Below are 13,712 nucleotides of genomic sequence, written 5' to 3' on the forward strand. Positions count from 1 at the left end.
GCGGGCTATCCCGCCTTCTTCACCCACACCTTGTTGTCGTGGAACGCCGCGCCGCCATAGGGCGCGACGGCTTCGCCTCCTGTCAGCATATTGATGCCATGGCCGCCGATATGCGCCTTGTTGGGGTGCACTGATTCCGCGATCAGTACACCGCGCTGCAAGCCGTCGAAGATGCGCGCGGTCAGGGTCGTCTCGCCGCGCATGTTGCCGAGCGTCACGGCATCGCCATCGGCGATTCTCAATTTGGCAGCATCGGTCGGATGCATCATCACGCTCGGTGCGCCTTCGCGGGCCTGCGATGACGGCGTTTCGTTGAATGAAGTGTTGAGGAACGAGCGCGACGGGCTGGTGGCCAGACGAAACGGATGCGCCTCATCGACCTGTTCGATCACCGCCCAGTGGTCGGGGAATGACGGCATCTCGTCCCATGCGCCCATCAGCCCGGCATTGGGCATCGGCACTTTCGACCAGTCCGCCTTGAAGTGGAATTTGCCGTCGGTATGGGCGAAACCGTCGAGATAGTGCGAGGTGCGGAAATCCGGCTGGATATCGCGCCATTTGTCGGCCTCCAACCCTTCGATACCACCGCGGCCGCTGACTTGCAGCGTCTCGTCGATGATGTCGCGCGGATGCATGTCGAAAGCGCGGTGTTTCGCGCCGAGGCGGATGGCGATGCCTTGCAGAACGTCGTGGTTCGAGCGGCACTCTTCCGGCGCGTCGATCAGCTTGGCACCGACCGAGATGTGCTGGTTGCCGCCGGCGTAATAGAGATCGTCGTGCTCCATGAACATGGTCGCCGGCAGCACGATGTCGGCCATCATGGCGGTCTCGGTCATGAATTGCTCATGCACCGCGACGAACAGGTCTTCGCGGGCAAAACCCTGCCGTACCAAAGCCTGTTCCGGCGCCACCGTCATCGGATTGGTGTTCTGGATCAGCATCGCCTTAACCGGCGGGCCGTTGTGCAAGGCTTCCGCGTCGCCGGTGAGGATGCGGCCGATCTTCGACTGATCGAGACGCCGAACGCTCTCGTCGAGCACGTCGAGACCCTCGATCAGCGTCTTGTCGAATTTCCAGATCGCGGCATTGTTGAAGAAAGCGCCGCCACCTTCGTATTGCCAGGCGCCGGTGACTGTGGGCACGCACAGCGCTGCATGCATCTGCGCGGCTCCGTTGCGGCTGCGGGTGAAGCCATAGCCGAGGCGGAAATAGCTGCGCTTGGTCTCGCCGACCAGACGCGCGAAGGCTTCGATTTCCGCAGCGGGCACGCCGCAAATGTCTGAGGCCCATTCCGGCGTTCGCGAAGCAAGATGCGCCTCGAACTCCGGCGAGGCATCGGTGTATTTGGCCAGGTAGTCGCGATCAGCCAGGCCATCGCGGAACAGCACATGCATCACGCCGGCGGCGAAGGCGCCGTCTGTACCTGGTCGCAGCAGGATCTTGATATCGGCCTGCTTCATGGTGTCGTTGTCGTAGATGTCGACAACCGCCAGCTTGGTGCCGCGTTCTTTCCGCGCGCGGGAGACGTGTGTCATCACATTGACCTGCGTCGATACCGGATTGGTACCCCAGATCACGATCAGGTCTGACTTCGCCATCTCGCGCGGATCGACGCCGGCGACCTTGCCGGTGCCGGCGGCAAAGCCAGCCCAGGCAATGGTTGCGCAGATGGTCGAGTAAAAGCGCGAATACTTCTTCACATTGGCAAGGCGGTTGATGCCATCGCGCATCACCAGGCCCATGGTGCCGGCATAGTAATAGGGAAACACCGACTCCGCGCCGAAGTCGCGCTCGGCCTCGTTGAACTTCGCCGCGATCTCGTCGAGCGCCTCGTCCCAGGTGATGCGGGTGAAATGGCCGGAGCCCTTCGGGCCCGTGCGGCGCATCGGATACATCAGCCGTTCGGGGTGATGGATGCGCTCGGCATAGCGCGCGACCTTCGCGCAGACCACGCCGGCGGTATAGCTTTGCTCCTTGGAGCCGCGGACCCGGCCGATCGTGTTTCCGCCGATCACCTCGATGTCGAGGGCGCAGGCAGAGGGGCAATCATGCGGGCAGGTGGAGTGCTTGATGTCGATCTTGGCTTGAACGTTCATGCAGCCAAGCTAGCCAAAAGTTTACTGGAGGAAAAGCCGCGGTTTTGCGCATCCCGCCCGACAACCGGGCAGGACTTCCAGTCCGTAGTCCTCTCGGCTATTTGCCCAAGGCGTCGCGTTGGGCGATCAGCCGGTCCAGCTCCTCATTCTGCTGAGCCAGCCGATCCGCGGTGCGCTCCTCGTTGCTCTCGCCGGAAGCCGCGGTGGCCTGCTCGATCAACTGCCGGATATTGTCGCGAAGGATGGCGATGCGATCGTCGAGCTCGGCGGCTGAGAGGGTGGAATCCATGGGGCGATACTCCTGACCCGCTACGGGCCCATACACAGACTATAGCGCGCCAGAAGTGGTTTCTATTGAATAATCCGCAGACTAGCCTGCGCCAAGCACCGGGTAGTCGGTGTAGCCAGCCACATCGCCGCCGTAAAACGTCGCCCGGTTATAAGGCGTAAAGGGCGCCTTGCGCTTGATACGCTCCGGCAGATCCGGATTGGCAATGAACGGGCGGCCGAACGCGATGATATCGACATTGCCGGAAGCGACGGCCTCCTCGGCGGAGGTGCCGTCGAAGCCGCCGGCCGTGACCAGCACGCCGCTCCACATCGGCCGGAACAGCTCATAGGCTTTAGGCACATTGTTATGAAACACTTCCGCGCGGCCGACGCCGCTGGTGCGCGGCTCGACGAAATGGAGGTAGGCGAGGCCGAGCTTGTCGAGCTCACGGACCACATAGCTGTAGAGCGGCATCGGATCGGCTTCGCCGGAGTCATTCGAGACACCATAGGGCGACAGGCGGACGGCGACACGATCCGCGCTCCAGGCGCCGATGACGGCATTGGTCACTTCGAGCAGCAGGCGGGCGCGGTTCTCGATGGAGCCACCATATTGGTCGGTGCGCCGATTGCTGCGGGTCTGCAGAAATTGTTCGAGCAGATAGCCGTTGGCGCCGTGCACCTCGACGCCGTCGAAGCCGGCTTCCCTGGCGTTGCGCGTGGCCTGTCGGTAGGCATCGATAATGCCGGGAATCTCGCTGGTCTCCAGGGCGCGGGGCGTTTCGTAAGATACCGTCTCGCCTGAAGCCGTCCGCGTGGTAGCGTCGATCGCAATGGCTGACGGCGCGACCGGAAGCCCGCCGCTGGGCTGGAACGAGGAATGTGAGGCACGGCCGACATGCCATAGCTGCAGGAAGATGATGCCGCCTTTGGCATGCACGGCGTCAGTGACCTGACGCCAGCCGGCGATCTGCTCTTTCGAATAGATGCCCGGCGTGTTCGGGTTGCCTTGGCCTTCCTGCATGACCTGCGACGCCTCGGCGATAATCAATCCGCCTTCGGTCGCGCGCTGAGCATAATATTCGGCATTGAGCGTCCAGGCCGCGAGAGATGTCTTCTCGGCACGCATGCGCGTCAGTGGCGCCATCGCGACGCGGTGGCTCAATCGATACGGGCCAACTTGCAGCGGCTGGAACAGGGAAGAAGACGTCATGGGCGCTCCATTCAAAATATCAATCGGGCGATAGCCTTGGTGAACAGGTGTCGCGGCATTCGTATCGTTCAATACAGCGCAGGCCCTGGTCAATCAAAGTTGATGGCATCTATTCGCTGCATTACAGCCTTTAATGCTACGAGGCGGAATTAGGTTGGGCCATATGGGCCCTGACGACGAAGGACGGATCGCGATGGCGAAGAAGCAGGTTCAGGGCGTCGAAGACTATAAAGGTGCCGCCGCAGGTTGGGGCGCGTTGAAAGCAGTGGCCGACGCGGTGCGCGGACAGTTGGCGGTGGTCAACGAAACGCATGGCCTTCTGACGATGAACCAGCCGCATGGCTTTGATTGCCCGGGCTGCGCCTGGCCCGATCCGAAGCATACGTCGTCCTTCGAATTCTGCGAGAACGGCGCCAAGGCGGTGTCGTGGGAGGCAACAGCCAAGCGCACGACGCCGGAATTCTTTGCGGCCCATACGGTGAGCGAACTCTGGGACTGGCATGATCACGACCTAGAAAACGAGGGACGTCTCACCCATCCGATGGCTTATGATCAGGCCAGCGACAAGTATCTTCCGATCCCGTGGGAAGATGCGATGGCGCGGATCGGTGCCGGCTTGCGCGCTTTGCCCGATCCGAACATGGCCGAGTTCTACACATCGGGGCGCTGCTCTAACGAAGCAGCCTTCATGTATCAGTTGTTCGTGCGCGAATTCGGCACCAACAATTTCCCCGATTGCTCCAACATGTGTCACGAGGCCACCAGTGTGGGCCTCCCGGAATCCATCGGCGTCGGCAAGGGCACGGTGACGCTGGAGGATTTCGATCATGCGGATGCGGTGTTCTGCATCGGGCACAATCCCGGCACCAATCATCCGCGCATGCTGACGACCCTGCGCGAATGCTCCAAGCGCGGTGCTGCCATCGTTTCAATCAATCCGCTGCGCGAGCGCGGGCTGGAACGATTCACATCCCCGCAGCATCCCGCGGAAATGCTGACGTTGAGCTCTACGCAGATCTCGTCGACCTATTACCAGGTCAAGGTCGGCGGCGACATTGCGGTGCTGAAGGGCATGATGAAGGCCGTCGTGGCGCTCGACGCCGCGAGCCTTGCCGAAGGCGGTCCCGGCGTGCTCGACCGCGCCTTCATCGCCGAACACACCAACGGCATCGAGGCGCTGCTGGCCGATCTCGATGCGACCTCATGGGAGGCGATCGAGAAATCGTCTGGCCTGCCGCGCGCCGATATCGAAAACCTCGGCAATATCTACGCCGCGGCCAAGAGCGTGATCATCAATTACGGCATGGGTATTACCCAGCATCGCCACGGCACCGGTAACGTGCAGCAGATCGCCAATCTCCTGATGCTGCGCGGAAATATCGGCCGTCCCGGCGCCGGGATCTCGCCGTTGCGCGGGCACTCCAACGTACAGGGCGACCGCACCGTGGGGATCACCGAAGTACCCAACGCCGCGCTGCTCGACGGTATCGAACGCACCTTCAACTTCAAGCCGCCGACTGCGCATGGTCATGACGCCGTCGCGTCGGTGAAGGCGATCCGCGATGGACGTTCGAAGGCGTTGATCTGTCTTGGCGGCAATCTCGCGGTCGCGATGTCAGATCCCGAGGCGACCTATCCGGCGATGCGCAGCCTCGATCTCGTGGTGCATATCGCCACCAAGCTCAATCGCTCGCATCTGCTGATCGCAAAGGAGTCGATCATCCTGCCATGCCTTGGTCGCACCGAGATCGACGTGCAGGCGACGGGGCCGCAACTGGTGACGGTGGAAGATTCTATGTCGATGGTGCATGCCTCGCGCGGCGGCTTGAAGCCGGCGTCGGAGCATTTGAAATCGGAAACCGCGATCGTTGCCGATATGGCCATCGCGACTTTGCCGAATACAAAGGTGAAGTGGCTCGATTACGTCGCCGACTACAGCAAGATCCGTGACGCCATCGAGTCGGTCTTTCCGGCCTTCCAGGATTACAATGCGCGGATCAAGAAGCCGGGTGGCTTCCGGCTGCGCAACGCCGCCTCGGAACGGGAATGGCTGACGCCGAGCAAGAAGGCGCAATTCCTGGTCTTCTCCGGCCTCTATGAGGACGGCCTCGCCGGGACCGCGTTGACGCTGACCACGCTGCGCAGTCACGACCAGTACAACACCACGATCTACGGCATGAACGATCGCTATCGCGGCATCACCGGGCGGCGCGATGTGGTGTTCGTCAACGAGCAGGACCTCGCCCGCCGCGGGCTGAGCCACGGTGATCTGATCGACATCGTGCTGGACCGTCCGGACAGCGCGCCGCGCGCGCTGCGTCGGGTGACGGCGGTAGCTTACAACATCCCACAAGGATCGGTGGCGGCCTATTATCCCGAGGCCAATGTGCTCGTGTCGCTCGACCAGCACGATTTGAAGTCGGGAACGCCGGCTTACAAATCGATCCCAATCCGGATCGAGGCATCTGCCGCTTAAGCTGCACCGCAGCATTGAGAGAGCATGACGCCTCATCTCTGGCGGTAGTTGCCGCGTGCGTTTTTTCAGCGTAGGCGGGCGCCATGAATAGCGCCGCCGAACCTGCCATGAAAATCCAGCCTGAAGCCGATGCGCCGCGCGTCAGCATGGCGCTGATGGCCGCCCTGGTCATCCTGACCTGCGGTCACGTCCTGTCGAACCTGCTGCGTACCACGCCGGCCGTGGCTCTCGATCTGATGGCCGCCGATCTGAAATCGTCGGCGCAGACGGTGGCGGCGCTGACATCGGCCTATCATTTCTTTTTCGCGTTGCTGCAGATTCCCATCGGCGTCGCGCTCGATCGCTACAGCATCCGTTCGGTGTCGCTTGTGCTGTTCGCAGGCACCGTTACCGGCGCCAGCCTGGCTGCCACGTCGAGCGGCCCGGTCTCGTTCTTTGTCGCACAGGCCATGATCGGCATGGCGACCTCGGGCATGCTGATGTGCCCAATGGCTCTGGCCGCCAAGAAACTGACGCCCGTGCAGTTCGGCCTGTGGTCCGGGCTCATCCTGTCGCTCGGCAATGCCGGCATGCTGCTGTCGTCGAGCCCACTCGCTTATGTGGTGGAGCACTGGGGCTGGCGCGCCGGCTTCTGGATCGCGGCCGCAGCCGGTGTGGTCGTGGCCGGTCTGGTGATGCTGATCGTGCCTGCGGACAAGCCCGTTCGGGGCGAGCGCCGCGCGCTGTTGGCCGAGATGGGAACGGTGGTGCGGCTTGGCATGTCGCCGTTGCTACGCGGGATCGTCATTCTCGCTTTCGTTTCGCTCGCCGTGCAGATTGTGCTGCGTGGTTTATGGGCCGGGCCATGGCTCATGAACCTCAAGGGTCTGTCGCGAATCGAGGCCGGCAATGCGCTGGCGCTGTTCACCGTTGCATTGGTCATCGCACCAGCACTTTCCGGCATTCTCGATCGCAAATTAGGCAAGCGCCGCCTGTTGCTCTTGGTGACGCAACTGCTCGCTGCGGCCTTGTTCGTGGTGATGGCATTGGGCGCGCCGGGCTATTCGCTCGCCAGCGCATTTGGGCTGACGCTGATGCCGGCGTCGTTCGATGTCGTGATGCTGGTCTCTATTGGCCTGCTCGTCTGCGTGCAGCCACTGATCTATGCGATGACGCGCCAGGTGAGCGGTGTCGAAAATGTCGGCAAGGCGATGTCGGCGGTGAACCTGTCGTTCTTCCTCGGCACGGCTGTGATGCAATCGGCTACCAGTCCGATCGCTGCCGCTTGGGGATTGCCCGCAGTTTTAATCTCAATGGCGGTATTCCTGACCGTCTGCACGCTCATCTTCTTCGCGTTGACGCGTCCCGCAGCGCAGCGCGCGTCTGCATAGCGGTATAGGCGGCGCTGCGTCGGCAAGTTGCTGGAATTGTCGCGACTCCTGTGGTCTGATGCTCAGAGTGACGCGATCAAGACGTCGCGTACGGCCTCGCATCTCGGGGCGCCTCACACAGGGAGGACGTGACTTGCCGTTTTTCGTTAAGGGGACCGATACGTCAGGGACTGTTTCACTCCGCCGCGACAACGCGGCCGGAGCTGTCAAGAAGGCCAGAGAGCTGCTCGATGACGGCAGCTGGGATGTTGAAATCACAGGCCCGGATGGGCTTCCGCATCCGATCGCCGAATTCGAGGCGATGTATTCCGCCGGCGCGACGACGGCGGTGCATGCGACATAGCTGACAGGCAAGGGATGCAGTGACGGCGACAGATCTTGTTCTGCATCACTATCCGCGTTCGCCGTTTGCCGAGAAAGTGCGCGTCGCCTTCGGGTTGAAGGGCCTGTCTTGGCGGTCGGTGATTCAGCCGCGGATCGCGCCGAAGCCAGAGCTCGTGGCGCTCACCGGAGGCTATCGCCGCATTCCGGTGCTGCAGATCGGCGCAGACGTCTATTGCGATACGCGCCGCATTCTCGCGGAGCTTGAGCAACGTTTTCCCGAGCTGACGCTTTATCCGGCGGGTACGCGCGGTCAGGCCGATATCATCGCGGCCTGGGCTGATCGCGCGCTCTTTGCCAATGCTCTTGGACTGGTCTTCGGCCTGAACGGGGATCGTTTTCCGCCAGAGCTGTATGCCGATCGCGCGAGTTTCACGTCAGGCAAGTTCGATGGCTGGGACAGCGTGAAGATGCGTGAGCAGATTCCTGCGCTGCGCAACCAGTTTCGGATTCATCTTGCCTGGCTCGGCGATTGGCTTGCGCATGGCGACGCGTACCTGCTTGGCCACGCGCCGTCACTTGCCGATCTCGCCGTCTATCATCCGCTCTGGTACGCGCGCGGCAATCTTGGCGAAAGCGAAGGTCTTGCTGAGCATCCGCGCGTTCTCGCATGGATGGATCGGATGGCCGCGATTGGGCATGGTGTCGCCGCCGACATGGCACCCGCGCAGGCATTGTCGATCGCGTATCACGCGCAACCGGCGCCCGCGGCATGTGAAAATGTAGATGCTTGGCCTGTGGGGACACGGCTGTCGGTGACGCCGACGGATTGGGGTTTCGACAGCGTCTGCGGCGCGCTCCATGCAGCTGACGGCGCCAGTATTGCGCTATGTCTGGCCAATTCCGAAGTCGGGTCGGTCCTCGTGCACTTCCCGCGCGTAGGTTTTGCAATCGTGCCCGTGTGATACTTGTCGTCTATCGCCAGTGCCGGAGAATAATTTGATACCTTTTAGTTGGCGAAATACACCTGTACGGCTAGTCTAGAAATCCAAAGGCGCAACGGTGCGCCCGTGGGGGCTGGTGATGATCTATGTGATAGGCTTGCTGTTGGGTGTGGTCACGGGCCTGCGGGCCATGACCGGAGCGGCGGCGGTGAGCTGGGCCGCGTATCTCGGCATTGTGAACGTATCCGGCACCTGGCTGTCTTTTCTCGGTTCGATCTGGGCCGTCGCGATTTTCACGGCCCTGGCGCTTGGTGAACTCGTCACCGATCAATTGCCGACTACGCCGAGCCGCAAAATTCCCGTGCAATTTGGTACCCGTGTGGTGATCGGTGCCACCGCGGGTGTCGCCATTGCCGGGCCGGCCAACTGGATGTTCGGCGCACTGGCCGGCATCGTCGGTGCGGTCATCGGCACGCTCGGCGGTGCGAGTATACGCGGCAAGCTTGCTGCCAGCTTTGGCCAGGACCGGCCGGCTGCTCTGATCGAGGATGCCGTCGCCATCATTGGCGCGGTGCTGCTCGTGCTGGCGTTGAAATGACCCGGTCGTTCGACGCCATCATCATCGGGGCGGGGCAGGCCGGACCTTCACTCGCGGGTCGGCTCACATCCGCGGGCATGTCAGTCGCGATCATCGAGCGCCATCTATTCGGTGGCACCTGCGTCAATACCGGCTGCAAACCGACCAAGACGCTGGTTGCCAGCGCTTATGCCGCGCATCTTGCGCGCCGCGGTGCCGACTATGGCGTCATGATCGATGCGCCTGTTCGGATCGACATGGCGCGTGTGAAGGCGCGGGCGGACAAGGTGATCCATGATTCGCGAAACGGCGTCGAAGGCTGGCTGCGCGGTATGGACAAATGCACGGTCATCAATGGCCATGCACGCTTCGAATCTGCCGATACGATCCGCGTCGGCGATGAGTTGCTGACGGCACCGAAGATCTTCCTGAATGTCGGTGGGCGGGCTGTCGTGCCGGATATGCCGGGCATCAACGGTGTCAATTATCTGACTAATACAGGAATCCTGCAGCTCGATCGCGTGCCGAAACATCTGGTGGTGGTCGGTGGCAGCTATATCGGGCTTGAATTCGCGCAGATGTATCGCCGCTTCGGCGCCGACGTGACGGTGGTCGAGAAGGGCGCGCATCTGGTCTCGCGTGAGGATGCCGAGATCTCCGAAGCGATCCGCGATATCCTGCTTGCCGAAGGCATCCATATCCGCACCAATGCCGAATGCATCACCTTCAAGCCGCACCCCGATGGCGTGGCGGTCGGCGTCGATTGCACCGAAGGTGCGCCGGAAATCGTCGGCAGCGATGTGCTGCTCGCTGTCGGGCGACGGCCGAACACCGATGATCTCGGTCTCGACAAGGCCGGCGTCGGTGTGGACGCGCGGGGCTATATCAAGGTCGATGACAGTCTCGTCACCAATGTACCCGGCATTTTTGCGATGGGCGATTGCAACGGTCGCGGGGCTTTCACGCATACGGCTTACAACGACTTCGAGATCATTGCCGCCAACTTGCTCGATGGCGCAAGCCGCCGCGTCAGCGATAGGCTTCCCGGCTATGCGCTTTTCATCGATCCGCCGCTTGGCCGCGTCGGCATGACGCTGACTCAGGCAAAGGCCACAGGAAAGAAATTGCTGATCGGCAACCGGCCGATGACCCATGTGGGCCGCGCCGTCGAGAAGGGCGAAACCGCGGGCATGATGCAGGTCGTGGTCGATGCTGAAACGAAGAAGATTCTGGGAGCCGCCATCCTCGGCACCGGAGGTGACGAGGCGATTCACGGCATCCTCGACATCATGAATGCCGGTGCCGATTACACCCAGTTGCAATGGACGGTGCCAATCCATCCGACCGTGTCGGAACTGATCCCGACGCTGCTCAACGAGATGAAGTGATCGCCGCTCAGGCGGTCTGGAACTTGAGCACGGCCATCAGCGTCAACAACGTGGTTGCGCAAGATGCGGACACAATCGCCATATTGATAAGGCTGCGGACTGCAACGGTCGCGACTGCAGAAATCGGATGAACTGGGTCCGATGCACTGGCTTTTTTGCGTGGGGCCGTTTTCTTCTTTGCTGCCATGACGATCCCTAAAGAGAGGGGTCAGACCGTTGACCGGCCTGACCCTGACGCCTTCCCTGCCGAGGTGTGTCCCTCGATCATGACGCGACCATCGCATGAATGGCCGGTGAACTGCTTAACGCGCGTGGTGAATCGAATCTGACCGGATTCGATGGTTTATGAATTTCCCAGTTCGTCATTCCGGGGCGTGGGCGCATTCTTGCGCGCGCGAACCCGGAATCTCGCAGTGTGAGTCGATTCGAGATTGAAACCATGCCGGGATTCCGGGTTCACGTCCGGCAAGAGGCGGCCGCGCTCCGGAATGACAAGGGTAAGCCTAAATCGTCCGCCCGCCATCGACTGGCAGGATCACGCCGGTGAGGAACTCGGATTCCTCGCCCGCCAGATAAACGCAGGCATTGGCGATATCCGAGGGGCGCGACATGCGGCCGAGCGGGATCGTCCCGATGAATTTAGCGCGGTTCTCCGGCGTATCCGGCACGCCCATGAAGGATTCCAGCAGCGCGGTTTCGCCGATCACCGGCGCGATGCAATTGACGCGGATGCCATCGGGCGCCAGTTCCACGGCCATCGATTTCGACATCAGGTTCACCGCGCCCTTGGTGGCATTGTACCAGGTCAGGCCCGGACGCGGCCGGACGCCGGCTGTCGAGCCGATATTGATGATGCGACCGCTCTTCTGCTTCTTCATCACGGGCACGCAGGCATTGGTCATCAGGAAGATCGATTTCACATTGATGTCGAATGCCTTGTCGAATTCTTCTTCGGTCACTTCGAGCAAGGGCTTGTTGCGAAAGGTCCAGCCGGCATTGTTGACGACGACGTCGAGCTTGCCGAATTTCTCGACCGCGAGCTTCACCGAGGCATCAACATCGGCCTTGCTGGTGACGCTGCCGCCGAGGGCGATTGCGCTGTCGCCAATCTCGGCCGCAACCTTCTTCGCGCCATCGGCATTCAGATCGAGGATGACGACCTTGGCGCCTTCGCGCGCGTAAGACCGTGCGATCTCGGCACCGAAACCCGATGCGCCGCCGGTGACGATAGTGGATAGGCCTTGAAGTCGCATGTTGTTTTCTCCCGGATTTTGCGCCTTGTCTGGCGCTTGACGATCAAGGTTAGAGCCGATGGTGGCGGCTGTGAAGGCGCCACGGCGAATGGCTGCTAAAGGAAGCGTGGCCTTTACAGAAAACGTCTTGCGTTGACTTCTTCGAGATCGAGCCCTTCCTCGATCGCATGCAGCACACTGTCGTGGATTTCGCCCTCACGGTGCATCTTCAGAAGCTCTGCACGGCCGGCTTCGATGGCGGCCAGCACCGTCGTGTAATGGTCGATGCGGTGGGGCGATAGTGCCTCAGCCTCTTCGGCATAGCGCGCTGCTGCACCCTTGCGATAGGTGTATTGCTCGAACAGGCGCGGATGGCGATGTGTGCCGTCATCATTGCGCGACGCCTTTTCGATGGCAGAAAATTGCGCGGTTGCAACCCGCGCGCGCGCCTGCGCCTCGCTGAGTTTGGAGTGATGCGGTGTGCGGACATTGTCGGTTTTGATCAGACGGCGCACGATCGGTGCCAGCGTCGAGCCTTGGACAAGAACAGTCACCAGGATCACTGCGAAGGTGATTGCCAGGATGACGTCACGGCCGGGAAATTCCTCCGGCAATGATAATGCGGCAGCGAGGCTCACCACACCGCGCAAGCCGGCCCAGCTCATGATGAACGGCACCGTCCATGGCGGAGCGGGGTCGCGGGCGCGCAGCTTCGGCATCAGCATGCGCGGCAGATAGGTGCCGGGAAACATCCAGACGAAGCGGGCCAGGATCACCGCGGCGATGATTGCGCCTGTTGCCGGCAACAGCGCCACCAGCGCGTCATAGCCGCCGAGGCGATACAGCACGCCGCGCAGCGACAGGCCAATCAGGATAAACACCAGGGATTCCAGCACGAACACGACGACGCTCCACGCTGCGGTGGCGCGGGTGCGCGTCGCAGCGCCGAAGAACTCGTGTTGCTTCCAGCCGAGGATCATGCCGCAGGCGACTGTGGACAGCACGCCGGAGACGTGCAGCTTTTCCGCTGCGATATAGGAGATCCAGGCGACCAGGAAGGTCCATGCAATGGCGAGGTCGATGTCCTTGATGCGCTTGATTACCAGAATGGCGGCGAAGGCGAATGCGATGCCAACAAGCAGGCCGCCGATCGCAACCGAGAAGAAACTCACGGTGGCCGCAGTGGCGCTGAACGAGCCGGTCAGCGCTGCCGCGATGGCGAAGCGCAGCAGCACCAGGCCCGATGCGTCGTTGACGAGGCTCTCGCCCTCCAGCAGCACGATGATGCGCGGCGGGAGCGGTACGCTCTGCAGCACGGCCTTGGCCGCTACCGAATCTGGCGGCGAGACGATGGCGCCGAGCGCAAAACAGGCAGCCCAGGGCAGCGACGGCATCACCAGATGCGCAACCACGCCGACCACGAGGGTGGTGAAGAAGACGGCGCCAACGGCGAGCTGCAATATGATGCGCAGATCGGCGCGGAAATCCCGCCACGAGGTGAACCAGGCACTCGACATCAGCAGTGGCGGCAGAAACAGCACGAGCACCAGCTCGGGGTCGATCTCGACATCCGGGGTGCCCGGGATCAGCGCGAAGCCGATGCCGCCGAGGATCAGTGCAGCCGCGCGCGGGAGCTGAAAACGCCGCGCGATCATGTCGAGCAAAACGATGACAGCCATCAGCAGCAGGATGATTTCGAAGCGGGAAACGGCGGTCATGAGGGCCTGTCGAGATGCGAGAAAAACGGTCGGACGTCGATTCGGGCCAATGCCGTGATCTGATGTCTGTCATCTATCTTGCAAATGTCGCACGGGCTGTACAGCGG

Annotated in this window: 12 protein-coding genes; 6 read left to right on the forward strand and 6 right to left on the reverse strand. The window is 61.9% G+C overall.

What is annotated here, in order from left to right; translation table 11 throughout:
• Positions 1–5: 5 nt before the first annotated feature.
• The 3 genes from SFY93_RS05475 to SFY93_RS05485 all read right to left on the reverse strand — a co-directional run bounded on the left by SFY93_RS05475 (position 6) and on the right by SFY93_RS05485 (position 3,579).
• Positions 6–2,096: a molybdopterin-containing oxidoreductase family protein gene (locus SFY93_RS05475; protein WP_320446324.1), complete on the reverse strand. Its 2,091-nt coding sequence runs from the start codon at positions 2,094–2,096 to the stop codon at positions 6–8.
• 97 nt (positions 2,097–2,193) lie between these two features.
• Complete coding sequence (locus tag SFY93_RS05480) at positions 2,194–2,385, reverse strand: hypothetical protein (protein ID WP_081422070.1); 192 nt, start codon at positions 2,383–2,385, stop codon at positions 2,194–2,196.
• 81 nt (positions 2,386–2,466) lie between these two features.
• Positions 2,467–3,579, reverse strand: a complete 1,113-nt coding sequence (locus SFY93_RS05485) for an alkene reductase (protein WP_320446325.1) — start codon at positions 3,577–3,579, stop codon at positions 2,467–2,469.
• Between the two features lie 193 nt (positions 3,580–3,772).
• On the opposite strand from SFY93_RS05485, the gene SFY93_RS05490 reads away from it, so the two are divergent.
• The 6 genes from SFY93_RS05490 to SFY93_RS05515 all read left to right on the forward strand — a co-directional run bounded on the left by SFY93_RS05490 (position 3,773) and on the right by SFY93_RS05515 (position 10,655).
• Complete coding sequence (locus tag SFY93_RS05490) at positions 3,773–6,055, forward strand: FdhF/YdeP family oxidoreductase (RefSeq protein ID WP_320446326.1); 2,283 nt, start codon at positions 3,773–3,775, stop codon at positions 6,053–6,055.
• Between the two features lie 83 nt (positions 6,056–6,138).
• Positions 6,139–7,425 (forward strand): MFS transporter, encoded by a 1,287-nt coding sequence (locus SFY93_RS05495; protein WP_320446327.1) that lies wholly within the window; start codon positions 6,139–6,141, stop codon positions 7,423–7,425.
• Positions 7,426–7,558: 133 nt separating this feature from the next.
• A complete protein-coding gene (locus tag SFY93_RS05500; protein ID WP_320446328.1) occupies positions 7,559–7,768 on the forward strand; it encodes a hypothetical protein in 210 nt (69 codons plus the stop codon).
• A gap of 19 nt (positions 7,769–7,787) precedes the next feature.
• Positions 7,788–8,711, forward strand: a complete 924-nt coding sequence (locus SFY93_RS05505; protein WP_320446329.1) for a glutathione S-transferase family protein — start codon at positions 7,788–7,790, stop codon at positions 8,709–8,711.
• 118 nt (positions 8,712–8,829) lie between these two features.
• Positions 8,830–9,288, forward strand: a complete 459-nt coding sequence (locus tag SFY93_RS05510) for a DUF4126 family protein (protein ID WP_320446330.1) — start codon at positions 8,830–8,832, stop codon at positions 9,286–9,288.
• Positions 9,285–10,655 (forward strand): FAD-containing oxidoreductase, encoded by a 1,371-nt coding sequence (locus SFY93_RS05515; RefSeq protein ID WP_320446331.1) that lies wholly within the window; start codon positions 9,285–9,287, stop codon positions 10,653–10,655. Before SFY93_RS05510 ends, SFY93_RS05515 begins: the two co-directional genes overlap by 4 nt.
• 7 nt (positions 10,656–10,662) lie before the next feature.
• Here the strand turns inward: SFY93_RS05515 and SFY93_RS05520 are convergent, their stop codons facing one another.
• From SFY93_RS05520 to SFY93_RS05530, 3 genes are all read right to left on the reverse strand, one after another.
• Positions 10,663–10,842, reverse strand: a complete 180-nt coding sequence (locus SFY93_RS05520; protein ID WP_320446332.1) for a hypothetical protein — start codon at positions 10,840–10,842, stop codon at positions 10,663–10,665.
• A 316-nt stretch (positions 10,843–11,158) separates the two neighbouring features.
• A complete protein-coding gene (locus SFY93_RS05525; protein WP_093758024.1) occupies positions 11,159–11,908 on the reverse strand; it encodes a glucose 1-dehydrogenase in 750 nt (249 codons plus the stop codon).
• 113 nt (positions 11,909–12,021) lie between these two features.
• Positions 12,022–13,605: a Na+/H+ antiporter gene (locus tag SFY93_RS05530; RefSeq protein WP_320446333.1), complete on the reverse strand. Its 1,584-nt coding sequence runs from the start codon at positions 13,603–13,605 to the stop codon at positions 12,022–12,024.
• Positions 13,606–13,712: the final 107 nt, after the last annotated feature.

This window comes from Tardiphaga sp. 42S5 (assembly GCF_034044155.1).
In the GTDB taxonomy this organism is placed as follows: domain Bacteria; phylum Pseudomonadota; class Alphaproteobacteria; order Rhizobiales; family Xanthobacteraceae; genus Tardiphaga; species Tardiphaga robiniae.